Source organism: Leptospira bandrabouensis, from assembly GCF_004770905.1.
GTDB lineage: Bacteria > Spirochaetota > Leptospiria > Leptospirales > Leptospiraceae > Leptospira_A > Leptospira_A bandrabouensis.
In genome coordinates this window covers 694,015-717,089 of sequence record NZ_RQHT01000014.1, presented here as the reverse complement: position 1 = coordinate 717,089, position 23,075 = coordinate 694,015, and the positions used below count along the sequence as shown (strand labels likewise).

Below are 23,075 nucleotides of genomic sequence, written 5' to 3'. Positions count from 1 at the left end.
CCTTTCGTTTTGTCAAAACAAATCACCACCTTGTCCTTGTTGCTATTTATCCAGATACTAACGTACTGTTAGTTGGAAAGAATAGAGTGTTACCATTGGTTTGTCATGATTCACCATTCAAGAGAAGAAAAATCAAAAACGAGACTAGAGTCAGACCTTTCCTATCACAGATGTGACCGTTTTCCACCTAGAAACCAGTGAGAAATGCCTTAAATCCTGTTTCTTTTAAGAATTCAGAACCCTACATGGGTAAAATTCCTGAAAATTTTGTTTCCAAAATGGCCATTTTTTCCATTACTACTACTAGTTTATGGAAATATTTGTTACAGCCGTCACGATTTTCGTCCTCGCGATCTTCGTGGGATTTGAAATCATCACAAAAATCCCTCCCATCCTCCACACCCCTCTTATGTCGGGTTCCAACGCCATTTCCGGCATTACCTTGATTGGTGCACTTTATGCAGCCGGAATCCAAGAGAGCAATATTACCAAAATTTTGGGCTTACTCTCTGTTATTTTTGCTACGATCAACGTAGTGGGTGGGTTTCTTGTAACTCACAGAATGCTCGGAATGTTTAAGAAAAAGGACGCACCTAAATAATGGAATTAATCAGCATCCTTAACCTTTCTTACCTTGTTGCTTCCATTCTTTTTATTGTTGGAATCAAACAATTAGCTCATCCCAAAACCGCTACCAGAGGAAATTTACTCGGTGCTTTAGGGATGCTCATTGCAGTTGTTGCAACTCTATTTGACCAAGCCATCTTAACTTATGATTGGATCCTTGTTGGTGTTCTGATTGGATCTGTGATCGGAATTATTTTAGCGATTAAAATCCAGATGACTGCCATGCCACAACTTGTAGCCGTACTCAATGGTTTTGGTGGAATTGCTTCTGTTTTTGTTGCCGGTGCAGCACTCCAACTTTCCATTCCTAAATATGCTTTTGCCGTCAACTACCAAGAGATTGTCTCTATCGTATTTTCTGCAATCGTTGGTGGGATTACCTTCTCTGGAAGTTTTATCGCCTTCGGTAAGTTACAAGGTTTTATTACTGAAAAAGCAGTTCGTTACCCTGGTGACCAACTTGTAAAAATCTTAGTTGGTCTTACAGCAGTTGGTCTTGGTGTGTATGGATGTTTAGAGCCAACCGATGAATCTATTTACTGGATTTTAAGTGGAGTGAGTTTACTTCTTGGGGTATTCCTCGTGATCCCAATTGGTGGGGCTGATATGCCAGTGGTAATCTCTCTTCTTAACTCTTACTCAGGGATTGCAGCATCTGCAACAGGATTTGTTCTTAACAATAACGTTCTCATCATTTCAGGATCACTCGTAGGTGCTTCTGGAATTATTCTAACTCAAATCATGTGTAAAGCGATGAATCGTAGTTTGACGAATGTTCTCTTCGGAGGATTCGGGGCTGTCGCTACAGAAATGAAAGATGATGGCGATTTTTACTCAGGTAAAGTGAAATCAACAAGCGCTGAAGAAGTCGCAATGTTGTTAGATGTCGCACGAAGTGTAGTGATTGTCCCTGGGTATGGTATGGCTGTAGCGCAAGCACAACATACGGTTCGTGACTTATACCAACTTTTAACTGCACGTGGTATCGATGTTTCCTTTGCAATTCATCCAGTAGCAGGTCGTATGCCTGGTCATATGAACGTATTACTTGCAGAAGCAGATATTCCTTATGATCGATTGAAAGAGATGGACGAGATCAATAGTACTTTCGAAAATGTTGATGTTGTGATAGTCAATGGGGCCAATGACGTAACAAACCCTCTTGCAAAAACAGATCCAAAATCACCAATCGCTGGTATGCCGATTTTGGATGTTGGAAATGCTAAGACAGTTGTTGTGATCAAACGTTCCTTAAGTCCTGGTTTTGCAGGAGTGCCTAACCCACTCTTCATTGCTGACAACTGTTTGATGTTGTTTGGTGATGGTAAAAAAGCAACACAAGAGATGATCACAGCTTTAAAAGAATCTTAGAGCCGGAAAATATGAAGAAACAAGTCTATATCGTTGATGACCACCCTCTTGTAGTAGATGCACTACAAAACCTAATTGCTAAATCGGAAGATTTAGAGTGCATCGGGAGTGCGGATAACATTGAAAAATCATTTAATGATATAGAAAAACTGCAACCAAGTTTGGTGCTCATTGATATCCAACTCAAACAAAACCAAAATGGTTTGCAGTTACTCAAACGACTTCGAACAACTTTTCCAAATATCGCCGTCATCATCATTAGTATGTTGACGGACGATACCTTTGTGGATCGTGCCTTTAAACTCGGCGCTATGGGTTATGTTTTCAAAGAAGACACCACCACACAAATCGTAGAAGCCATTCACACTGTGCTAAAGGGAGATTATTTTGTAAGTTCTTCCCAAGCCACGAGGCTGCTTGGACATTTATACAGAGCTTCCCAAAAAGACGAAAAAGATCCCATCGACAGATTGTCCAACCGAGAATTGGAAGTGTTTCTTATGATTGGAGAAGGGATGCCGGTCAAAGAAATTGCAGCCAATATGGGTCTTGCTCCTTCTACCATTGAAACTTTACGTTCTCGTATTAAATCCAAACTCAGCATTACAGAAAACGAAAAACTAATTCGTGTGGCTGTGGAATGGAAATACACACAAGCCAAAACGGATATCGTCGTTTCTTAATCAATATCTAAGTTTAAAATAGTGATACAATAAATCTTTTCCCTCACGGGAAGAGAGTAACATTCTGTACGCTTCTGCAATTTTTGATTCGTTTTGCGATTGTTTTTGGATGAAATGAAAGAAGTCATTTGCTCTTTCATCATATCCTAAATTCAAAAGTAAGTTTAAATAAAAACTTTGGTCATATTCATCGGCAAACGGTGAGTAGGCGATTGGTCGAAGTAGGTTTTCCGCATCTTTCCACTTACGAATTTCAAAGTAACATCGTGCATATATCTTTTTTTCTCTCCATCCGAGGACTCTTTGGTTTTTTAAATAAGTGAGAGATTTTTTCGGATCTTTTTCGAGTAAATATACAACGCGGCCCATTAAATGAGAAGCTTGGATATGTTTGGGATCCTGTTCCAAAATGGTGGAAAGTTCCATTTTGGCTTTTTCTGTTTCATTTAGTTCTAAATAGGTTTTAGCTAAAATGAGTTTTGCTTCATTATAGTTAGCTTTGTATTCTAAAGATTTGTTTAAGGATACAATGGCATTGTTGTAATCTTTTAAAATAAAGTAGGCAAGACCTAAGTTGTAATGATAAAATGGATTGTATGGAGAAATTTGATTGGTTTCCATCCAAGTATCTTTTGCTTCGGCCCAACTATCTTCCTGCGCATAAATCATACCGAGTAAAAAACTTGCTGCTTCATGGTTTGGTTCTTTTTTGAGAGCTTTGTTTAGGCTTTCTTTTGCCTCTTGCCATTCCATTCTCGAGTATAACAAACTTCCATTTAAATAATCATATTCAGGATAGGACTTATAAACATCGGATTGAATTTTTTTCCATTCAGTATCCGCTAAAAGAAATTTTCCATAACGTAGTGCATTAATGATATTACGACTTACTTTTTCGAGTTCAATTTTTGCGTTGATTTCGATAGATTCTTTATCTTCTGTTTGAGTCAATAATGGATTTGAGAATAGTAAAAGAATAAAACAGACGAATAGAATTTGTATTTTAGCTTTCATAAATAGATTCTAACCATTTCAAAATTTTTAAGTGAGCATCGCGAACTAATTTTAATTTTGTATGAGGAAAAACTTTGGGAAATTGATTGTTTTCATTTAATTCAAAAAAAGATCCTAAGTAAGGAATTCCTAATTCTTTTTCTGCAAATTTACCCAAAGATTCATGTACTGGCGTGATTCCTAACAAACAAACTTTTTTACCATTGGATAGAGATTCCATCATGGTTTGGCCAAAGTAGGTAAGAACAACTTCAGATCTTTGAATTTGTTTTAAAAATTCAATATAAGAAACTCGTTGGATATACTGCACTTCCTTGTTTATGGGAGGTGTTCCTCCTATACGGATCACCGAACTTATGTTAGTTTTTTCGGAGTAAACATTGGAATTTAGAAATTGTAATACATACCTATCAATTTGTTCTGATTCTTCTTTTCCTAAATTACCTGCATAAACAAGAATTCGTCCAGGGATGGTGGATTGGTTCCAATCCCATTCAGAAAGTGGGGAACTAAAATACGAGATAGGGTCTCCCTGTTTGATTGGGGCCACTGGATTTGGGAGAAAAAAACTAGAATTGGCTTCGGTTGGCAAATGATGGAGATTATCGATATAAAACAAATGGTTTAAGGGAAATTCATTTTCTCTGATATCAAGAATCTGGGGTAGATGTTTGGATTGGAGATCTGGTTTGTCAGCTAGTATTAGATCATATCCATTCATCTCCAAAAATACAGACAAAGATTTACATCGTTCCGAGTGTCCACTTCCAAAGAGAGAAGGTTCTCCGTAGACAATCCGCACTGGTTTGGACTCTCGATTAGTTTTTGGTAAAGAAAAAGTAACTTGTTCGACAGAAGCGTTCACCAAAAAAACTTCTGGTTGGTCATTTGCCAGTTGGATCACTTCTTTGGCACCAAAGAAAGGATCTTTCGTGCCTAACTTTTCCCACAAGGAACAAACCAGTTCATAATCTTTGGATTCATCAACAGTGATTCGAAGAGAACTTGGATTGATATCTGTGAACTGATTGAGATGTGGGGCCGACAAACGAAATTGTTTATGGATTTCTGGATGTTCTTTTATATGAAGAGAAACATGTTCTGTATGTCGTTCGGGTGCATAACCATCCAAATCAAACAATAGAGAATTCGCAGAAAAACATTCTACACCCATTCCCAATGGTAATCCAACCATCGATAGACTATAATAACGATCAGAAATATAGGTGATCGCTTCGTATAAATAACGTATAGATTCTAAATCAATGAAGGGATTATCTCCTGTTAGGCGAAATATATGTTTGGCTTGGAAATGAAGACATGCTTTGCGAAATCTATCTCGAACATCAGTTTCTGATCCAACAAAGTATTGGTAATGTTTTTTATTTAGAAATGCAATGAGTTCTGTATCCCCTTCAGGAACCAAAAAAACAATCTGTTCATTTGGGAAGATGGTAGAAAGCCGATTGTGGATATGACAAAGAACCGAAGTATTGGATCCTTCTGGGATGGACTTTAAAATTTTTTTTGGAAACCGTGTGGAACCTAGTCTTGCCTGAATAAAGGCAAAACAATCAAGCGTTGAAAGTATACCACTCATCACAATTCAAACAAGGGGCAGGAATTTTATCGTGTTCACCATGAAAGCTATGTTTAAAAAAATCCAATCCTTTTTGCCAAACATCGCCGAGAGTTTCGTTATATAAATTTCCAACCACTTCCGTTTGGTTTTGTTTGCAGATGGAAACCGTACCATCTACGGAAAGAGATAAATCTCGCACCAAATGCCAACAAAAATCTCTATGAATCGGAGTGAGATCACTGACTCGACGTTCCGAGAGTTTGTTTGCAAATGTATTGTATTTTTGTAGAATCACATTGATTCCTTTTTTCTCAAAGAAGGTAAAATACGGATCAATCTCTTCTTCCACTTCCTTCATCTTGATCATCTGCACATGTAATGATTTGTTGGGAAGGGCTTTCGTAAGTAAATCAACCGTATCTAGTACTTTTTCCAGTTCTGGTTTTCCATATAAGGATTTATAAACCTCTGGTTTTAAAGTGGTTACATTGACGATGACACAAAGTTTTTCTTTATCGTAAGGACTTAAACCTTCTATAAGCGACAACAATGAGTCTGTATTTGTGTAGAGTGCTGTTTCGATAATCAGTTCATTCAGTAAATTTAATTTTAAAATTTCTGTAACAACATTTTTAAAATCAGGATGGAGGAGAGGCTCTCCATTTCCAGAAAGGCTGATGGTAATCGGGGAAGTCAGTTCTGTATTTAATTTGGTAATAGTTGATTTTACATCTTCTAAAGAAACAAAACTTCTATCATTGGCTAAGTCGACGAACTCACGCGGACAGAATGTACACTTAAGTTCACAACCTTTGTAAATTTCCCATTCCAAATAAGAAGGGGCACTGCGAAATATCTGCGGATTTTCTTTTAATTTGGTAAGCAGATTGTCGTATGATAAACTTTCTCCCATAGGTAACAAACCTTGGATGAGAGTTAAAGAACGAATGGATGCCAATCGAAAATCTAAACGAAGTTGGCGAAGGTCAGGTGCTTTGTAAAAAATATCAACATCGTATTGGTTGATATTCTTTAGAAAAAACGAATGGATGTCGGTGGTTAGTGTGTCCGGTAAAGAAGTCAGGAATTCACGAGTCATGATTGTGGGTGTGAGCCCTGGCGGTAAGTTTTCTGAATAAGAATACTGACTAAAAAAGTTTTTGTGACGGTTCCAAGCTGTTTCTGTTAGGTGAATATCCAGTAAGGGAGAAATCCCTGTGAAATATAGAAAACAAACCTCATCCCAATCTGGATCTTTAAACTTTGACTCTGGTAAAAGTTTTCCTAATTTGAGGAGAAAATCATATTCCTTGGAAACATCTTCGTGAACTATGATCCCTTTTTTTAAGGAAGTAGAATTTAATTTTTCAGAAAGTGAGGGGTTGGAATTGATATGAACTGGAATTTCAGGGAAAACTTGTAAGAGGCGATTTAAAAACTCTTCCCACAATTCTATTTTAAAATTCTGATCTAAAAATTGAATGGACTTAGGTTCTAAGTAAACAGCCGCAAAACTTGGATTATATTCCTTTTTATTCATCATCAATCTGTATTGTATTTTTCTTCCGGATTATTGATGTTATGTTCTTTGATATAAATGGGATCAAAGATGGAGATAGAAGTATTTTTTCGTGTATTGGAAACCCATTCTTCAAAGGAAGTTTGTTCTTTTTCTCGAAATAAAAATCCTTGAATTCCTTTTCTAACAGCATCAAGAGGAGTAGGTCTCATTCCTTCAACAAAAACCAAACAGTATCTTTTGCGATCATCTCGGAACACTTCAGAAATTTTTCCCTGACCACCAACTTGCGCCAATACGGAAGCCGTAGTTGGTTGCGATTTATACAATTCAAAAGTGGGAACCCAATTGACAAGTCCCCCATTCAATCGGTATCTAGATTCATTTCTGGGACCTGAGGCAACTAACTTAAAAAAGGAAGGATCTTTTAAAGATTTATTTCGTATTTCTGTAAGTTCATTGAACACTCTTGATTCTTCATCGATGGAAGAGTTGGCTGGTGAAAAAACAATCTCGCGGAATTTGAATTCCGAACCAACCTTCGCCTTGTTTTTGTTATACCATGATTGAACTTCTTGTTCCGAAGGTAAGGGAGGACTAACTTTAATTTGTAAGAGTTGTCCTTTTTTGATTTGGTAAGGTAAATCTTCTAACCAAACTTCGTACGGTAAGTTAAATTGGGCTTGAACTGATTTCTTAAATTGTTCTAAGTCAGTGATTCCTTGTGCTTCCATTCTTTTTTGAATTTCAGCTTCGATTCGTTTTTCGTTTACCTGAACGGATTCCTCATCTGCAACATTATCTACGACAGCTCTATCAATAAGAAAATCGATAACTTGAGAATGTAGAGATCCTTTTTTGCGATAGTTGGGAAAAAAACGAGATAGGTTTTTATAACGTTCGACTCCTTCTTCATAATCCAAACTAGAAATGGATCTTGGGCCAACAATGGCTAAAACGGAATTTAGAGATTCGTAAGAACTTAAACTGATGAGAGGGGTAAAAAGAAGGCTAAAGACAAAAACCGATGCAAAAAACAAAACGAAAACTCGAGCCATTCGTGATCCTTTTTGCATACGGTCGTAAAATTATCCGATGAACGTAGTGTGTAAAGCCTTTACTGCGTCTTCCGCTTGGTTTTGTTTGATGACACAAGAAATTTTAATCTCTGAAGTAGAGATCATTTCAATATTGATGTTTTTTTCCGCAAGGGATTGGAACATCTTCGCTGCCACACCTACATGAGATTTCATTCCCACACCAACTGCCGATACGATGGAAATGTTTTCATCGATTTCAGCTTTTCCATTTCCATGATCTTTTGCATAGGCATCAATGATTGGTTTCGCAGCAGAAATGTCTTTTTTGGCAATGGTAAAGGAAATGGTATTGATTCCATCTCTAGGAGAAGATTGAACAATCACATCCACAATTACATCTTTATTCGACAATTGAGTGAATAACTCTGCAGCAATTCCAGGTTTGTCTTTTACATCGGCAATGGTCACTCGAGCTTGGTCACCTTTGGCAGTCACTCCACTCACTTTCATTTTTTCCATAATTTTGTCCTCACTCATCACTAAAGTTCCCGGTTTGTCGTGGAAACTGGATCTTACGTGGATCACCACGTTATAGTTCATACCTAATTCTACACTTCGAGAGTGAAGGACTCCAGCACCAAGGCTTGCCAGCTCCAACATTTCTTCGTAAGTGATTTGTTTGTGCATCTTTGCAGTCGGAATTTTTCTTGGATCGGCAGTGTAAACACCATCAACGTCCGTATAAATTTCACATTCATCAGCACCAAGCGCAGCAGCAAGAGCTACGGCTGAAGTATCACTTCCTCCACGTCCCAAGGTGACAATGTTTTCGTCTTTATCGATTCCTTGGAAACCAGCAACAATGACCACCTTACCTTTGTTAAAGGCTTCATCGATACGAGATCGATCAATCATTTCGATCTTACCGTTCGAGAAGTTTCCATCCGTTAAGATTTTTAATTGGGAACCAGTAAAGGATTGAGCTGGAACTCCGAGTTCATTCAGAGCAATGGCAAGAAGTGCGATCGACACTTGTTCCCCTGTCGAAAGCAACATGTCCATTTCTCGTTTAGGAGGATTTTTAGAAATTTGGTCAGCCAAATCGACAAGTTCGTCAGTAGTATGTCCCATTGCAGAAACTACAACGGCTACTTTTTGGCCTTCGTCGTGGTAACGTTTGATACGTTTGGCCACATTTTGGATTTTGGTGGTGTCACCAACGGAGGTTCCACCGTATTTTTGGACAACGATTTTCGATGACATGGGTATATGGACAGGGTGCTACAGGCAAATCCGGAATCAAGTAGAATGAATTTTTTTGCAACCAAACGTCATTTGGGGACTCCAATAGGCATAGGTTTATTTGCATGAATTCTTCTTCTACTGTTGAGCCAGTTGTCAAAGAACAGGCTCCTTTGCTTTTTCTAATTTTATTTTTTTTAGTCCAAGCTACCGTCCTTACCGTTTTCACCGTTCCCTTTTCTTGGTCCCTTGTTTGGTTGGCCGTTGGATCCTACTTCCTTAGGATGTTTGGAATCACTGCCGCATACCATCGCTATTTTTCCCATGCCTCCTTTAAAACTTCCCGGGTTTTCCAATTTATTTTGGCTTGGATCGGGGCAATGTCTATGCAGAAGGGTCCTCTTTGGTGGGCGGCACACCATAGAAACCACCATAAATACTCCGACACGGAAAAAGACATTCATTCTCCCAGTCGAAAGGGTTTTTGGTACTCCCATATGTTATGGTTTTTAAGAAACGATTATAACGATTATGAAGCCAAACTAATCCCTGATTTTTATAAATATCCGGAGCTTCGTTTTTTAGATCGTAATCATTGGATTCCACCACTTTCTTACGCCATCTTACTTTACCTAGTGGGTGGATGGGCTTGGCTTGTTTACGGTTATGCGGTTTCTACTTTCTTTTTGGGACATGCTACCTGGACCATCAACTCGCTTTCCCATGTGTTTGGTTCTGTGAGATATGATTCCAGAGATACCAGTAAAAATAATCTATGGCTTGCCCTTCTGACCATGGGAGAAGGTTGGCATAACAATCATCACTACTACTGCTCTTCTGCAAACCAAGGTTTCTATTGGTATGAAGTGGATGTTTCTTATTATATTTTAAAAGTACTCAGTTGGTTTGGAATTGTTTGGGATTTAAAAAAACCACCTAAAAAAGTGATTGAGGAAGGACTTCTTCGTGATCGGGAGCAAAAAGCAACAAAACGATTCATAAAAGAATCGAAACAACCTTCTAAGTTTAAAAACAAAACAGAGGTATTGTCTATCTAGAGTAGGGTTGTTATACTCCTAATCGTTTACGAATGTCAGCCGGGATACTTTGGATGGAATCATACTTTTTTTTCTTTCCGCCCGGCAATGACACATAATAGAATCCATTGATCATTTCTAAAAAATAATCTTCTCCTTTTTCACCCAGTGAACGATTGTCCAACTCTTTGACCATTTTTTGGTATTTGGAAGGAAGCAGATTCCAGTTCATATAGTTAGTAACCACACCTTGGTCATTCACTGTATAAGCGCCGTCTTGGTGTAAGATTTTAATCCCGTTGTAATCAAAAATTTCCATTACCTTGAGGTTGGTATCTTTGGATGGTTTGGAATCTTTTTTTGATTTTCCTGAACCTTGGTTTTTTGAATCTTCTGACCCTTGCCCAGATTTCGATTTTGAGTTGGTAGGTTTTTCTTTTTTTCTTAGTTTACTAAAAAGCAGAAGGGATATACCGGCAAACGCCAGTGATGCGAATAAAAAAATTTCTGTAGTGGATAAATCAAATAAATACCTCCACATCACTATTTAAAACTCGTTCCAATATTTTTGCAGGAACCAGGAACATACCCTTCCGTATTCCATGTAACACAATCGATAAGTTCAATAGCCTTAAAACAAAGTTTTAAATCATCAATTTTTACTCTACCGAGCAGTAGTGCTCCCGGTAATTTGTTAGTTCCGCAACCAGAGTTTTTTAATGCATAGGTTTCAAATATCTTTTGGTTTCCTTCTTGTCCGGAATAAAACAAATCATCCCGATTTTGGATACATTGGAAAAATAGGCCACAGAGAACAAATAAGATCCCAATCTTAGAAAAAAATGATTTCATTTTTTAAGTTTGATCCGAGAGATTTCTCTTACAGGTATCGGAAGTTTTCCAAAAGCACTATCAACTTGGACATTTCCATAAATTTCAAATTCTGCATCTTCTCCTCGTTTTGCGGCCTCAGAGAGTTGTTTTGCTAACATAAGCAGTTTGGGAAGAATGGACTGCTTTTGTTCGGGAACCAGTTTTAAAACCACAAGTCCTTTTGCGTTAGGTTCCACTTCGAGGGGAGTTTCGTTTTGAAGTTTTCCTATATATTCTTTTCCACCAGCAGTCACAAGTTCAATTTCTAAATCAAATTGATAAATGGAGACTTTAGTATTGTTTGGATTTACTACGGAAACCTGCGGATACAAATCCACCAAAGGAAACAATGGAAAGTTTGGATTTGGTTTTAGATCAATACGAACATCCACCAAATCAAACTGACACGCTTTAAGACTTTCTAAATTTTTTTTTGGTTCACTCAGGCAATGAGTAAAAACAAAGGAAGAAAGAATAATGAATAATAAAAATAATCTACGGACCAAATACTACCTTCCCTTCGGTCATATGTTGTTTGTAAAATTCCAAACCTTCTTTGTATTCTTCAAATTTAAATCGTTTGTTGATTTTAGTCTGGAAAACGGTTTTTAAAAATTTTTGTGCTTCTTTGGCTTGTTTTTGAAATTCTTCTAAACCAATTTCATAAATCCAAGAAGACAACCAAAACCCTTCGATTTTTTTGTTTTGGAAAAGTATGATTCCTGAATTTACAGAAAATGGTTTTTCGGAAAGAGCTCCATAACAAACTACTTTTGATCCATAAGGCATACATTCTACGAGGGACTGCGCTGTTTCTCCTGCCACTGCATCAATGGCATAAGTAGCATTCAGTTTTTTAGAGATTTTGAATAAGTCTTTTTGGAAGTTGGGAGAGGTGGAGTTTAGAATGTTTTCTGCACCAATTTCGAGTAGACTGTCCTCTTGTTCTTTTTTTCGCACAACATTGATTAAAGGAATACCACGTTCTTTACAAAGTCGAACTACCATTTTACCCAGAGCGCTAGCAGCGGCAGTTTGGATCATGGCGGGATGGCCTTCTTTGGAACATTTTGATACCATGGCCCAAGCAGTCATTGGGTTTACAAAAAAACTAGATCCTTCGTCAAGACTCACACCATCCACTAACGGCAAACAGTTGTCTTCTGTGGTGATCATATATTCAGCCCAAGATCCATCGTTTTGAGGTGCCACACAAGATACGTGCATTCCCACCTTCAATGTTTTGATGGCAGTTCCCACCGCATCGACGATTCCACTCGCTTCAAACCCTGCGGAGACTGGTGCTTTTTTTTTGAATCCATAGAGCCCACGAATGAACATCAGATCAGAAGGATTGATCGGAGAAAGATGGATTTTGATCCTAACTTCGTTCTCTTTCGGTGTAGGAACTTCTTTTTCACGGAGTTCCAATTGAGGTTCGGATTCGTCGTATTTAAGGATGGTGACTGCTTTCATCTTCTCCCATTCAGTCATTTAAAATCTGCTTGCCAACTCTTTCTTTGGAAGGAAGAATTTTAAGTCTCCCGTGAAATCAAAAAAGTTATCAAAGGAATCCCTGACGGGAATCGTTTTTTTTTCAATTTTGGTCTTTGCCTTTTTCACAACGGTCGTAGAGCCGGATCGTCCCGCCAAAAAATATCCCTATAGGTTATCCTTATTTTACTCACGTATTGATGGAATTAAAGAAGGGACAGAAGTTCGGATTTTGGGAGTTCAAAAAGGATATGTGGCCCATATCGATTCAAGGCCGCTACTTGATGTACCGGACCGCCGATTCCTTGACCATAACATAGATCATGCGATCGAACTCCATATTGCATTAGAAGATCCTTTAACTCTTTGGGATAATTATGAAGTGGATTTTCAAACGATTACGTTATTTTCAGAAAGGATTATCAATATCAATCCGGGAAGTTCGGATGGGAAACGCCCCTTTTTCAAACCCACATTTCGTGAAGGGGAAAAAACTCCCGACTATTTACCTTCTGCTCGCTATTTTGATGATTTTTTCAAAGCCACCTCTGTGACAATGGAAGAAAATCGGGCAGACCTCAGACAAATCACATTGGATTTTCGTTCTATCTCCGATAAATTAAATCATACAGAAGGAACCATTCCCAAATTAATTGGTAGTACAGAAATGTACGATGAACTACTTGCTACGGTAAAAGACGCAGAAACGATTGGAAAAGAAGGAAGGCGTTATATGGAAAGTTCTAGAAATTTAGAGAACACTATGCCGATTCCTTTTTTAATTACAGCATCGTATTACGGACGTACAACGCCAATTACGGGAAGAAGGATTGGACCACAAGAATAATGAAAGTTGCAATTATACATGATTGGCTCACCGGTATGCGCGGTGGAGAACTTGTTCTCGATAGTTTATTAAAAGCATTTCCAGAAGCGGATTTATTTACTCTTTTTTATTCCAAAGGAAAACTCAACGAAAGGATTGAAAATAGAAAGATCACAACCGCTTTCACAAACAATCTTCCTTTTAAAGAAAAGTATTATCGTTATTATTTACCTGTTTTCCCTACAGCAATTGAATCATTAGATTTAAAAGGATATGATGTGGTGATTAGTTCTTCGCATTGTGTGGCAAAAGGAGTGATTCCTCATCCCGATACCTTCCATTTAAGTTATATCCATAGCCCTATGCGTTATGTTTGGGATATGTATTATGATTATTTTCCGGGTCGCAGTGGATTAAAATTTTTTCTTTTACAATCCATAGCTAACTACCTTCGTACATGGGATGCAGCCTCTGCCAACCGTGTGGATTATTTTACATGTAACTCACATTTTGTGGGAAGACGGATTCAAAAGTATTATAGACGCGATTATAAAATTGTATATCCGCCCTGTTTGCCCCAAGATTTCCGAGTCCATGACAACTCTAAAGATGATTATTATCTGATGGTTTCAGCCTTTGCACCTTATAAAAAAATTGACCTTGCCATTGAAGCCTTCCGCGAAAATGGAAAACCACTCATCCTTGTGGGTGGGGGGCAAGAAGAAGGAAAACTCATCAAAAATTTACCAAAAAACATCCTTTGGAAAAAAGGCCTACCTCGCAACGAGGTGGTGGAACTTTACAAAAAGGCACGCGGGTTTATTTTTCCAGGAATGGAAGACTTTGGGATCACTCCTGTTGAGGCACAGGCCTACGCCACTCCTGTCATCGCTTTCGGGAAGGGGGGAGCACTCGAGTCGGTCAAAGAGGACAGGACCGGGGTATTTTTTAAGGAACAGACCGTAAAATCCTTAAATGACGCCATCCAAAGGGCAGAAAAGATCCAATTCAAACGCGGAGATTTCCAAAATTCCATCAATCGATTTACGGAAGAAAAATTCGTAAGCGAAATTCGAAAGGTAGTCGATAGACATAAATAGAAATCTCTGAAGGGGGATCTCTTGGTCATTTTACATCGACTCAAAGGTGCGGAATTTGTTCTCAATGCAGATTTGATTGAGACCATCGAAGCAAATCCAGATACGATCATCACTCTTGTGAATGAGAAAAAATTCATTGTACAAGAGCCTGTTGCGGAAGTTGTGGAAAAGGTAATCGCTTACCAAACAAGAATCCACAACCTCCCTCGAGTTGGTGAAAGAAGACCTGAGGAAACATAAGAAATGGATATAGCTACAGTCATTGGTTTGGCCCTTGGAGTGGCCTTGATGTTACTAGGGGTGGTTTCAGGGGGTCTTGCTTTAACAGACCTTATCGATATTCCTTCGGTGATGATTACATTTGGTGGGGCGGCAGCGGCCACGATCATTTCTTTTCCTTGGACCTCTACCATTGGAGTGGGAGCTGTTACTAAAAAAGCCTTCCAAAATCCTCCCTCAGACTTACCTGGACTCATTACGACACTCGTTAGTTTTTCTGAGAAAGCTCGTCGTGAAGGATTACTTGCTCTAGAAGATGATATCAACGAACTTCCTGAAGAATTTTTAAAGAAGGGAATCCAACTTGTAGTGGATGGAACCGATCCCGAACTGGTTCGAAATATTATGGAAACCGAAATTGGGAACACAGCCACAAGACATGCGTACGGCCGTTCTTGGTGGGATGCTTACGCTGGTTTTGCGCCCGGGTTCGGGATGCTTGGGACCCTTGTGGGTCTTGTGGGGATGTTAAAGAACTTAGGTGGTGGGGATGCGAGTGCCATTGGACAAGGTATGGCAACAGCTCTTATTACCACATTATACGGATCACTTGCACAGAACTTATTTGCGGCGCCGGTTGTTAGAAAACTCACACGTAGATCAGAAGATGAACTTGTGATCAAACAAGTCATGGTAGAAGGAACTTTATCGATTCAATCCGGGGACAACCCAAGGATTGTAAAAGAGAAACTTGCGAGTTTCTTAACTCCTGCTGAAAGAACGGCACTCAAAGACGACGGAGATTAATATCTAAACTATGGCGTCTAAAAAAGAAAAATGTCCTGAGTGCATCCAAAAAGTTCCCGAGTTCATGGCAACTTACGGGGACATGGTGACACTTCTCCTTTGTTTCTTTATCCTTTTATATACAACGGGGAAAACAGATGCAAAGGAGATGCAGATTATTTTGTCTGCATTCAAATCCACAACAGGATTTTTCACTGGGGGGCAAACGCTATCCAAAGGTTCTTTGGAAGAGATGGGAATGCAAATTGAATCGTTACCATCTCAAGTGGTTGGTCGTAACCTTTCTAAATCCAAAAAAGATGCCCAAGAAGTATTTAAACCAGAAGTAGAAGCGGGAAAAGTTCGAATTTCGGAAAACGAAAGGGGACTTGTGATTTCTCTTGTAGGTGCTGATTATTTTTATCCTGGTTCGGCTATCCTAACACCTGCAATTCGAGAAACATTACGAAAAGCAGCAGGTCTCATCAAGGGACTTGAACGATTTGTCCGAGTGGAAGGACATAGTGATGACGATGCGGTCAATCCTGTGAGTCGACCGGGTCGAGAAGAACGTGAATATATCAATAACTGGGATTTGGCGGGAGCAAGAGCAGTGAATGCTACCGTTTTTATGATCAATTCAGAAGAAATTGAACCTAGTTGGTTCCAAGCGGTTAGTTTTGGATCCTATAGACCTCTTGTATTGGAAAATGAAGGAACACCGGAAGCAAAAGCTTTCAATCGTAGAGTGGATATCATCATTCTGACAGAGAAGTCTACCAAACGAGCACCAGGGGAAAGTAAATACGGACTACCTGACACTCGTTTACCGAACACTGAAACAAATGTAGAAGGAGAATTTTAACATGGGTGACCGTGAAGTAGATGAAGAAGAAGGTGGGTTAGCCGAAGGAAGTACCGCCTCTGCCGGGATGTCCCCCATTGTAAAATGGTTATTGTACATTGCTGCTGCCATTTTTGGGATTATCATTGTAACCGTAATATCGATGTTTGTTGCTCAAAAAACAGCAACAAGTGTGTTTAAACAACAAAAGAATATCTCTCTTGTGAAAGCTCCCCCTCCTTTGGAAGTTTACACATTTCAAGAAGAATTTAGAGTGAATACTTCGGATGTTGGTGAGTCACACTTTGTAAAGTTAAAGATGTCTCTTGGATTTGAATCTGGACAACCTGCTCTTTCTGCGGAACTTGCGGCACGTGTGGCGCAAATGCAAAACATCATTAACCTTGTCATAGCACGTAAAACAAAAGACGATTTAAAATCCATTACCAACCAATTGGATTTACGTGAGGAAATCAAAGCCCACTTAAATCATATTTTGACCAATGGAAAAATCAAAGAGGTTTACTTTACCGAGTTCTTGGTAAACTAGGACTATGTCCGACCAAATCCTTGGTGTGATCCCTGCGCGCTACGCAAGCACAAGACTCCCCGGAAAACCACTGGCCCTCATTGGAACAAAACCAATGATCCAGTGGACTTACCACCACGCATCTCTTTCCAAATCTATCCACCGTTTGGTGGTCGCCACCGACGACAAACGAATCCATGAGGCCGTCATCGCCTTCGGTGGGGAATCAGTTCTCACAAGTCCTGACCATCCTACTGGCACGGATCGTATCATTGAAGTGGCAGAAAAATTTCCAGGCTACGGAATCATTCTAAATATCCAAGGCGACGAACCCGGGATGGAACCAAACCTCATTGATGGAGTTTTGGATTTAAAAATCAAACATAGAAATTGGGAAATGACCACAGCGGCCGTTCCTTTTGCTAGCTCAGAAGATCCAAAAGACCCTAACAAAGTGAAGGTGGTCTTTGACAGAAACGGACGTGCCAATTATTTTTCCCGTTCTCCGATCCCCGCTTCTTTTAAAGCTGAGGCAACTTACCATCGGCATTTAGGTATTTATGCCTATGAAAGAGAATTTTTAATGAATTATAATCAGTTGCCAGCATCCAATTGGGAAACGGTAGAATCTTTAGAACAACTTCGTGCTTTGCAAAATGGATCTACCATTGGAGTTTATCTTTCGGATAAGGCCAACTTGGGTGTGGATTCCCCTGCCGATTTGGAAGTAGTGATTCGGGATTTTAAAGCGAAAGGTTTGATTTAGAGAATTCTTTTCTTTTTCATTCGATTCTTATTTTCAAAGGAATCAAATATTTGAGAGGAAATCAAGATAGAAACCAATTATTCATTGCTCATAGGTATTTATCTTTCAAAATTTTATCTTTAGGTTAAAAGACAAAAAGGTTATATCAAATTGGATCAACCCAAAGGATTGTATGGTAAATAACATTTGTTTTGTTTGTAAGAAACCATTCCGCGAACATCAATTAATAAGTGCCCTGGGTATAGGTAACGAAATTGTAGAACTCATTAATGAAAAATATCCTGGTTGGGATGATCAAAGTAAAATTTGTAAAAATGATTTTAATATTTTTCGAATGAAGTATATTACTCAGTTAGTTGAAGAAGAAAAAGGAAACATTGAAAATTTAGAGAGAGAAGTTATCAAAAGTATCAATGAAAATGAAATTTTAACAATTGATACTTCCTTAAAAACAGATTCACTTACATTTGGTGATAGAATTTCGGACAAAGTTGCATCCTTTGGGGGTAGTTGGAAATTTATTATCGCTTTCTTTTCTGTATTAATTCTATGGATATTTGGAAATAGTTTTTATCTGTATCTCAAGCCATTTGATCCATATCCATTTATATTATTGAATTTAATCTTATCTTGCGTTGCCGCAATACAAGCACCTATCATTATGATGAGTCAAAATAGACAAGAGGTAAAGGATAGAATTCGCGCAGAGAATGATTACAAAGTGAATCTAAAATCTGAGATTGAAATTAGAACCTTACATGAAAAAGTGGATCATCTTTTACTCGACCAATGGTCAAAAATGATGAAGATCCAAGCGATTCAAATCGAGATTTTAAACGAAATTCGAAGCAAAATCAAATAAGGTTCCAATACAAATCTATTTTAAATATTATTCGTTATTTCTCATCCCTCGAGAGATATAATCATACAAAAATTCTCCTGTGATCACGCCAGGAATGATGACTTTTTGGGCTCCGTCCGCTACTAACTTTTTGGCTTCGCCAGGTTCATCGCTGGTAAGGATAATTTTTGCGTTTGGTGCGAGTTTGCTGAGTGTGGAGAGCAAACGATTGTTATTGGTTCCTTTTAAAAAAGAGTCTGATATGGTACAGATGACCATAGATGCATCATGGAGTCCTATATGGGATAAAGAATCTGGATGGGCAAGGTCTGCATAAGCCCATTGGAATCCTTTGTTAGTGAGTTCATCTTTGAAGGCTGGATTGTAGTCAGCAATGATAATCCGTTTGATGAGCGATGGGGATAAGTCTTCTAAGTATTCCACAAAGGCTCGGGCAATTCGAAAATAACCAAGCACAATGATATCTCGTACCATTCCATCTCCATGTCCCCCATGTCCCCCATGTCCACCGTGACCTGCTTTGTCGTCATTCCCAGATTCTTCTGTTTGGTCAGAGATACCCACACGAGCAAGTAATCGTTCAAACGTGGCTGCTATGTTATGGTTATACATAATGATGTATGTGGATAAAATGGATGCAATGATGGTTGAAGTTAGAATCACTGCTTGTAGTTTAGGAGTGATGTGTTCGAATCCAGCACCTAACGCTAAAATGACGAGTGAGAATTCTGATATCTGAGCTAAATTGAGGGCAGTTAAAAATCCATTTCGTACTCCTTTGTTGAGTTTGATGATAACAGGAGCAATGGTAATCATCCTTACAAATAACATAAGTGCGATGATGGCAGCCGATAATCCAATGACTTCCAAACTAGGAAGGGGAACTTTAAGGCCCAAAGCCACAAAAAATAGTGTTACAAAGAAGTCGCGAATTCCAATCAGTTTGGAGATCACATCGGCACCATAAGGGAAAGCGGCGATACTCATACCGGCCACAAGGGCACCCATTTCTTTAGAAAGTCCTGCTTCTCCTGCAATCCCGCAAACAAGAAAACACCACATAATAGAAGTTAAAAGAATGAGTTCTGGGCTACTGGCGCAAGCTTTGTATAACTTGGCTAAAACATAACGGCTTACACTAAAACTAAAGGCTATGAGTAAAACGATAATTCCAACAGACGTAAGAATTTTTAAAATTTCTGGATTGTTTAAGTTAGGTTGGACCCCCATAAACAAAATCGCCCAGATGTCCTGGAAAACTAAAACACCGACCGTTAGTTTTCCTGAGAGAGTATTGATTTCGACTTTGTCTTGTAATAATTTAACAACGATTAAGGTAGAGCTAAGTGAAAGGGCAACTGCTATATAAAGAAGGTCAAACTTTTCAGAACCAATGGAAAGTCCAAAAAAAGGAAACACGGAGTAAACAAAGGCAACGGAAAGTGTGAACTGAAGGATTCCCAAGGTAAACATGGCCTTTCCCATTTTTGCAAGTTCAGCTAAATTGATTTCTAAACCGATGATGAAAAGTAGTAGGATGAGTCCGATTTCGGAAATGAGTTCAATACTGGCTTCGTTAGTAACAAGTTCAAACCCCATCTCTTTTCCGAGAATGGCCCCACCGATAATATAACCTAAAATTAACGGTTGTTTGAGTACTCTTGCGATGTGACTTAAGACTGTTGCGAAAATAATACTAAGACCAATGTCTTGTAATAGAGACTCTTCCCCGTGCATAGATACCTTCTTTAGGGAAAATTTTAGAGATTCATGGAGTTGTGAAAGTCGTTTTTTTTTCTGAACAAAAAACAATCTACGGAAAAGGTGAAATTTGCAAAACAGAAGCTGTGGCTGCTTGGAAATGGGCAATGGCTACATGATGATCGTACAATGCCTTAATTTCTCGCACCGCAGCTTCGGCACTTGTCTGTTCGCGAATATTCACAAATAACAGTGTAGAGTCTCCGAGTGCAAAACGTTCCCTCTCCATCTCTTCTAACTTTCTGGCAAGTTCGACTTCATTTTGAGTAACACTTACGCGTTTTGCCGAAGCAATCACCTCAGAAATCGCATCTTGTACTTCTGTTTTGATTTTGTCTTTGGAAAATTGTAGTTCTTGGTCCAGTTGCGCAATCTTTGCTTCGGCAGCTCCGATCATCCCTCTTGGACGTTTGGTTTGGATGGGCAGGTTGAGAACTAGAGAGGCTTCCAATTCTGGTTTGGCTCTTGTGACAGAACCTGGACCAAAGTCTTGGGAACCAGCAACCACTAGGTCCACTTGTGGTTTCAAAGCATTAAAACCCATATCTTGGTCCACACGAACCTTATCTCGTTTGAATTCAAAGTCTTGTAATTCGGGTCTAAACTTCCAAGCCAGTTTGATACTTTTTTCTAGTTCCACTTTTTTATAATCGATGGGCTTGGGAAATCCGATGGGCAATCGGTTCGTTGTTGGTAGGATTAAATTTCCATCAGGTGCTCGTAAGAACAAAGATAAATCAATCGCAGCTTTTTGCATCTCTCGTTCTGCAGAAACAAATTGGGATTCTCTTTGTAAAATAGCACGATCGTTTTCGGTTCCTTCCATTTTTGGAATGTCACCTAACTTGATACGTTCGGCGATTTGGGTTTGTCTATTTTTGGCGATGGCTAACAAGTCTTTGTTGACTAAATACTCTTGGCCACTAGACACCCATTTCCAATAACGTTTTGTTGCTTCTTTGATAACTTCGATTTTTAATTTTTGGATAGAAAGTTCTGCAAGTCTTCGGTCAAGGTCAGCCTTTTTGATATCGGCCCTGTTTTTATCAATCTCACGATTGCGCATCAGGGGAAAGATGGCACCCGCCCGAATTTCTCCATGATCGTTGGTTTCTCTTTTTCCGTCATACACAGGAAAGTTCCCACGCCCAATGCGGTAACCTGCAAAAAAAGAAGTTCCACCGAGCGGTGTTGGTTTTTCAAACATGGCATCAGCTGTATTGTTTGTATAATAACCTAATGGTTTTGTGGTTCCCATAGACTTAAACTGTAAGTCAAAGGCACCTTCTGCAGCAAGGTAGTTGTATTCGGCCTCTGATAAAAGTTTTTCGGCAGCAAGAACCAGTGGATAAGATTTTTCGACAGATTTTAAAAGTTCTTCTAACGTGAGAACTCCTGGTTGTTGGTTGATATAATCCTGAGAATAAATATTGGGACCGTGTAAAGATTCAAAGGGATCCCGTGTCGGATCTGCTTCTATGACAAAGGAAAAAAACATTCCAAAAGGACAAAGGAATGCTAGTAGAGATTTTTTAAGTTTTGAGATCATTTGACCTTATCCCCGCTTCCTGTATCGTCTAACAAATATTTCATTTCTGGATCATCCATGGGAAGATTTGGTGGAAAATCATTAAATCTTCTCCAGAGTTCGTAACCTACACTCACACGATTGAGAAAAATCCAACCTTTCGCTCTGACTCCTTGTCTGAGATAACGACTTGTTGGCCACTTACGATCATCTCGATCTGGAATGACAAGGACTCGGAAATTTCCAGAGCCATTGTCTGTAATATCAACAAGTTTGACAATCCCTCCAAATGTTCCCACAGCTGTTTCTGGCCAACCACTGATTTGTAAAACAGGATACCCTTGGAATTGTAATCGAACCTTTCTTCCTTCACCAACGAGCGGTATGTCGTTGCCAGAGATAAAAAGTTCTACTGCTTTGTCTTCTGCATCAGGTACAAGAATCGCAACACCATCTCCTTCTTTCACTTGTTGAGTATCGGGATTTACCAAAATTCTCATGATGGTTCCATCCCTTGGTGCAAATATTTCTTGGGTTTCTTGTCTAGATAATCTTGCTTCCAATTTGGGTAAGTCTTCTAATACTCGAGCCACTTCGGATTGTGCTGCTGCTAAGGAAGCTTTGGCATCATTGATGGATGCTTCTGCATCTTGTGCTACCTTTCCTGTGTCGCTATATAAAGCACGTTCTTCTTTAATGGCAGCATCGTAAGCAGCTTTAGCACGGTCTAGTCCAGTTTCTGCATTGGTATGTTCTAATTCTGCTAGTTCCAAAGTTCGTTTCGAAGTAAGTCCTTTTTCCCAAAGTTGTTTTTGGCGATCTAAATTGAGGTTGGCGGTTTTTAAAGCTGCTTTTGCGGCATCTACTGCTTGTTCGCTGGCCCGTACTCGGTCTTTTGCCATCATCCTTCTAGAGTCCGCAGCATCCACTGCACTGCCACGGGAGGAACGTAAACTAATGATTCGTGAACGAATATTATCTTCTCTGGACCTTGCGGCCTCAAGTCGTTGTAAAAGTGCGTTTTTTTCCTCACGAATTCGGTTGATAAAGTTGGGATCGTTATCAGAGATATCTATGATTGGATCGCCCTTTCTCACACGAGTGCCTTCGTGTACATGCCATTTGACAACCCGTCCACTGATGGGAGATTCAATGACTTGTTGTCGGTCGAGGGGTGCATAAGCGACAACCCTACCAAACCCCATCGTAGTTTGTTGCCAAGGTACATAAAGAAGGATAATGACACTTAAGAAAAATATTATGGTGAGGATATAGGCAAGGCTTTGTGCAGGCAAAGCTGTTTGCACCAATCGGTAGGAAGGTAGGTTTTTTCTAAGTTTCCATTTTTGAGACATATCAGTTTTCATATTCC

24 protein-coding genes are annotated in these 23,075 nt (G+C 39.1%); 12 read left to right on the top strand and 12 right to left on the bottom strand.

The features are described from left to right. The first annotated feature begins 310 nt into the window (after window positions 1–310). From EHR07_RS10520 to EHR07_RS10510, 3 genes are read left to right on the top strand one after another with little or no spacing between them, the layout of a single operon-like run. Window positions 311–601, top strand: a complete 291-nt coding sequence (locus EHR07_RS10520; RefSeq protein ID WP_035983036.1) for an NAD(P) transhydrogenase subunit alpha part 2 — start codon at window positions 311–313, stop codon at window positions 599–601. Next, window positions 601–1,998 carry an NAD(P)(+) transhydrogenase (Re/Si-specific) subunit beta gene (locus EHR07_RS10515; RefSeq protein ID WP_135745043.1) on the top strand — a complete coding sequence of 466 codons (1,398 nt, stop codon included), beginning with the start codon at window positions 601–603 and terminating at the stop codon, window positions 1,996–1,998. Before EHR07_RS10520 ends, EHR07_RS10515 begins: the two co-directional genes overlap by 1 nt. A gap of 11 nt (window positions 1,999–2,009) precedes the next feature. Then, window positions 2,010–2,681: a response regulator transcription factor gene (locus EHR07_RS10510; RefSeq protein ID WP_002977218.1), complete on the top strand. Its 672-nt coding sequence runs from the start codon at window positions 2,010–2,012 to the stop codon at window positions 2,679–2,681. On the opposite strand, the gene EHR07_RS10505 is transcribed toward EHR07_RS10510, so the two are convergent. From EHR07_RS10505 to EHR07_RS10485, 5 genes are read right to left on the bottom strand one after another with little or no spacing between them, the layout of a single operon-like run. After that, the gene (locus EHR07_RS10505) at window positions 2,682–3,695 is read right to left on the bottom strand and encodes a tetratricopeptide repeat protein (RefSeq protein WP_135745042.1); all 1,014 of its coding nucleotides are present in this window, start codon (window positions 3,693–3,695) and stop codon (window positions 2,682–2,684) included. After that, on the bottom strand, window positions 3,685–5,295 hold the full coding sequence (locus EHR07_RS10500) for a cytidylyltransferase domain-containing protein (protein ID WP_135745041.1): 1,611 nt from the start codon (window positions 5,293–5,295) through the stop codon (window positions 3,685–3,687). The genes EHR07_RS10505 and EHR07_RS10500 overlap by 11 nt, the downstream gene beginning before the upstream one ends. Further along, window positions 5,270–6,820, bottom strand: a complete 1,551-nt coding sequence (locus EHR07_RS10495) for a spiro-SPASM protein (RefSeq protein WP_135745040.1) — start codon at window positions 6,818–6,820, stop codon at window positions 5,270–5,272. The genes EHR07_RS10500 and EHR07_RS10495 overlap by 26 nt, the downstream gene beginning before the upstream one ends. After that, the gene (locus EHR07_RS10490; RefSeq protein WP_135745039.1) at window positions 6,820–7,872 is read right to left on the bottom strand and encodes a putative peptidyl-prolyl cis-trans isomerase; all 1,053 of its coding nucleotides are present in this window, start codon (window positions 7,870–7,872) and stop codon (window positions 6,820–6,822) included. Before EHR07_RS10490 ends, EHR07_RS10495 begins: the two co-directional genes overlap by 1 nt. A 12-nt stretch (window positions 7,873–7,884) precedes the next feature. Next, window positions 7,885–9,099 carry an aspartate kinase gene (locus EHR07_RS10485; RefSeq protein WP_135745038.1) on the bottom strand — a complete coding sequence of 405 codons (1,215 nt, stop codon included), beginning with the start codon at window positions 9,097–9,099 and terminating at the stop codon, window positions 7,885–7,887. 104 nt (window positions 9,100–9,203) lie between these two features. Between EHR07_RS10485 and EHR07_RS10480 the strand changes: the two genes are divergently transcribed. After that, window positions 9,204–10,136 (top strand): acyl-CoA desaturase, encoded by a 933-nt coding sequence (locus EHR07_RS10480; protein WP_135745037.1) that lies wholly within the window; start codon window positions 9,204–9,206, stop codon window positions 10,134–10,136. 10 nt (window positions 10,137–10,146) lie between these two features. On the opposite strand, the gene EHR07_RS10475 is transcribed toward EHR07_RS10480, so the two are convergent. The 4 genes from EHR07_RS10475 to EHR07_RS10460 are packed head-to-tail and all read right to left on the bottom strand — an operon-like array spanning window position 10,147 to window position 12,464. Next, complete coding sequence (locus tag EHR07_RS10475; protein WP_135745036.1) at window positions 10,147–10,656, bottom strand: hypothetical protein; 510 nt, start codon at window positions 10,654–10,656, stop codon at window positions 10,147–10,149. A 2-nt stretch (window positions 10,657–10,658) separates the two neighbouring features. Further along, a complete protein-coding gene (locus EHR07_RS10470; protein WP_135745035.1) occupies window positions 10,659–10,967 on the bottom strand; it encodes an LIC13255 family lipoprotein in 309 nt (102 codons plus the stop codon). Continuing rightward, the gene (locus tag EHR07_RS10465; RefSeq protein ID WP_135745034.1) at window positions 10,964–11,494 is read right to left on the bottom strand and encodes a hypothetical protein; all 531 of its coding nucleotides are present in this window, start codon (window positions 11,492–11,494) and stop codon (window positions 10,964–10,966) included. The genes EHR07_RS10470 and EHR07_RS10465 overlap by 4 nt, the downstream gene beginning before the upstream one ends. After that, window positions 11,484–12,464 (bottom strand): zinc-binding dehydrogenase, encoded by a 981-nt coding sequence (locus tag EHR07_RS10460; RefSeq protein WP_238839880.1) that lies wholly within the window; start codon window positions 12,462–12,464, stop codon window positions 11,484–11,486. The genes EHR07_RS10465 and EHR07_RS10460 overlap by 11 nt, the downstream gene beginning before the upstream one ends. A 70-nt stretch (window positions 12,465–12,534) precedes the next feature. Between EHR07_RS10460 and EHR07_RS10455 the strand changes: the two genes are divergently transcribed. The 8 genes from EHR07_RS10455 (at window position 12,535) to EHR07_RS10420 (ending at window position 18,414) form a co-directional block, all read left to right on the top strand. Continuing rightward, the gene (locus EHR07_RS10455; protein WP_135745032.1) at window positions 12,535–13,329 is read left to right on the top strand and encodes an MlaD family protein; all 795 of its coding nucleotides are present in this window, start codon (window positions 12,535–12,537) and stop codon (window positions 13,327–13,329) included. Further along, the gene (locus tag EHR07_RS10450) at window positions 13,329–14,408 is read left to right on the top strand and encodes a glycosyltransferase (RefSeq protein ID WP_135745031.1); all 1,080 of its coding nucleotides are present in this window, start codon (window positions 13,329–13,331) and stop codon (window positions 14,406–14,408) included. The genes EHR07_RS10455 and EHR07_RS10450 overlap by 1 nt, the downstream gene beginning before the upstream one ends. A gap of 21 nt (window positions 14,409–14,429) precedes the next feature. Further along, window positions 14,430–14,648: a flagellar FlbD family protein gene (locus tag EHR07_RS10445; protein WP_100743511.1), complete on the top strand. Its 219-nt coding sequence runs from the start codon at window positions 14,430–14,432 to the stop codon at window positions 14,646–14,648. Between the two features lie 3 nt (window positions 14,649–14,651). Continuing rightward, complete coding sequence (locus EHR07_RS10440) at window positions 14,652–15,434, top strand: motility protein A (RefSeq protein ID WP_015681831.1); 783 nt, start codon at window positions 14,652–14,654, stop codon at window positions 15,432–15,434. A gap of 10 nt (window positions 15,435–15,444) precedes the next feature. After that, window positions 15,445–16,278: a flagellar motor protein MotB gene (gene motB, locus EHR07_RS10435; RefSeq protein WP_135740361.1), complete on the top strand. Its 834-nt coding sequence runs from the start codon at window positions 15,445–15,447 to the stop codon at window positions 16,276–16,278. A 1-nt stretch (window position 16,279) separates the two neighbouring features. After that, complete coding sequence (locus tag EHR07_RS10430) at window positions 16,280–16,807, top strand: flagellar basal body-associated FliL family protein (RefSeq protein ID WP_135572365.1); 528 nt, start codon at window positions 16,280–16,282, stop codon at window positions 16,805–16,807. Window positions 16,808–16,811: 4 nt separating this feature from the next. After that, on the top strand, window positions 16,812–17,552 hold the full coding sequence (kdsB, locus tag EHR07_RS10425; protein WP_135745030.1) for a 3-deoxy-manno-octulosonate cytidylyltransferase: 741 nt from the start codon (window positions 16,812–16,814) through the stop codon (window positions 17,550–17,552). Between the two features lie 172 nt (window positions 17,553–17,724). Then, window positions 17,725–18,414: a DUF1003 domain-containing protein gene (locus EHR07_RS10420; RefSeq protein ID WP_135745029.1), complete on the top strand. Its 690-nt coding sequence runs from the start codon at window positions 17,725–17,727 to the stop codon at window positions 18,412–18,414. A 27-nt stretch (window positions 18,415–18,441) separates the two neighbouring features. On the opposite strand, the gene EHR07_RS10415 is transcribed toward EHR07_RS10420, so the two are convergent. From EHR07_RS10415 to EHR07_RS10405, 3 genes are all read right to left on the bottom strand, one after another. Beyond that, window positions 18,442–20,151, bottom strand: a complete 1,710-nt coding sequence (locus EHR07_RS10415; RefSeq protein WP_135745028.1) for a cation:proton antiporter — start codon at window positions 20,149–20,151, stop codon at window positions 18,442–18,444. 76 nt (window positions 20,152–20,227) lie between these two features. Continuing rightward, on the bottom strand, window positions 20,228–21,724 hold the full coding sequence (locus EHR07_RS10410) for a TolC family protein (RefSeq protein ID WP_135745027.1): 1,497 nt from the start codon (window positions 21,722–21,724) through the stop codon (window positions 20,228–20,230). Continuing rightward, complete coding sequence (locus EHR07_RS10405) at window positions 21,721–23,058, bottom strand: HlyD family secretion protein (RefSeq protein ID WP_208739751.1); 1,338 nt, start codon at window positions 23,056–23,058, stop codon at window positions 21,721–21,723. Before EHR07_RS10405 ends, EHR07_RS10410 begins: the two co-directional genes overlap by 4 nt. Window positions 23,059–23,075 lie beyond the last annotated feature (17 nt).

Excerpts from the sequence above, each read along its gene's own strand:
- EHR07_RS10520 (WP_035983036.1), top strand. The coding sequence starts at position 311 with ATGGAAATATTTGTTACAGCCGTCACGATTTTCGTCCTCGCGATCTTC.
- EHR07_RS10515 (WP_135745043.1), top strand. The coding sequence starts at position 601 with ATGGAATTAATCAGCATCCTTAACCTTTCTTACCTTGTTGCTTCCATT.
- EHR07_RS10510 (WP_002977218.1), top strand. The coding sequence starts at position 2,010 with ATGAAGAAACAAGTCTATATCGTTGATGACCACCCTCTTGTAGTAGAT.
- EHR07_RS10505 (WP_135745042.1), bottom strand. The coding sequence starts at position 3,695 with ATGAAAGCTAAAATACAAATTCTATTCGTCTGTTTTATTCTTTTACTA.
- EHR07_RS10500 (WP_135745041.1), bottom strand. The coding sequence starts at position 5,295 with ATGAGTGGTATACTTTCAACGCTTGATTGTTTTGCCTTTATTCAGGCA.
- EHR07_RS10495 (WP_135745040.1), bottom strand. The coding sequence starts at position 6,820 with ATGATGAATAAAAAGGAATATAATCCAAGTTTTGCGGCTGTTTACTTA.
- EHR07_RS10490 (WP_135745039.1), bottom strand. The coding sequence starts at position 7,872 with ATGCAAAAAGGATCACGAATGGCTCGAGTTTTCGTTTTGTTTTTTGCA.
- EHR07_RS10485 (WP_135745038.1), bottom strand. The coding sequence starts at position 9,099 with ATGTCATCGAAAATCGTTGTCCAAAAATACGGTGGAACCTCCGTTGGT.
- EHR07_RS10480 (WP_135745037.1), top strand. The coding sequence starts at position 9,204 with ATGAATTCTTCTTCTACTGTTGAGCCAGTTGTCAAAGAACAGGCTCCT.
- EHR07_RS10475 (WP_135745036.1), bottom strand. The coding sequence starts at position 10,656 with ATGTGGAGGTATTTATTTGATTTATCCACTACAGAAATTTTTTTATTC.
- EHR07_RS10470 (WP_135745035.1), bottom strand. The coding sequence starts at position 10,967 with ATGAAATCATTTTTTTCTAAGATTGGGATCTTATTTGTTCTCTGTGGC.
- EHR07_RS10460 (WP_238839880.1), bottom strand. The coding sequence starts at position 12,464 with ATGAAAGCAGTCACCATCCTTAAATACGACGAATCCGAACCTCAATTG.
- EHR07_RS10450 (WP_135745031.1), top strand. The coding sequence starts at position 13,329 with ATGAAAGTTGCAATTATACATGATTGGCTCACCGGTATGCGCGGTGGA.
- EHR07_RS10440 (WP_015681831.1), top strand. The coding sequence starts at position 14,652 with ATGGATATAGCTACAGTCATTGGTTTGGCCCTTGGAGTGGCCTTGATG.
- motB (WP_135740361.1), top strand. The coding sequence starts at position 15,445 with ATGGCGTCTAAAAAAGAAAAATGTCCTGAGTGCATCCAAAAAGTTCCC.
- EHR07_RS10430 (WP_135572365.1), top strand. The coding sequence starts at position 16,280 with ATGGGTGACCGTGAAGTAGATGAAGAAGAAGGTGGGTTAGCCGAAGGA.
- kdsB (WP_135745030.1), top strand. The coding sequence starts at position 16,812 with ATGTCCGACCAAATCCTTGGTGTGATCCCTGCGCGCTACGCAAGCACA.
- EHR07_RS10420 (WP_135745029.1), top strand. The coding sequence starts at position 17,725 with ATGGTAAATAACATTTGTTTTGTTTGTAAGAAACCATTCCGCGAACAT.
- EHR07_RS10415 (WP_135745028.1), bottom strand. The coding sequence starts at position 20,151 with ATGCACGGGGAAGAGTCTCTATTACAAGACATTGGTCTTAGTATTATT.
- EHR07_RS10410 (WP_135745027.1), bottom strand. The coding sequence starts at position 21,724 with ATGATCTCAAAACTTAAAAAATCTCTACTAGCATTCCTTTGTCCTTTT.
- EHR07_RS10405 (WP_208739751.1), bottom strand. The coding sequence starts at position 23,058 with ATGTCTCAAAAATGGAAACTTAGAAAAAACCTACCTTCCTACCGATTG.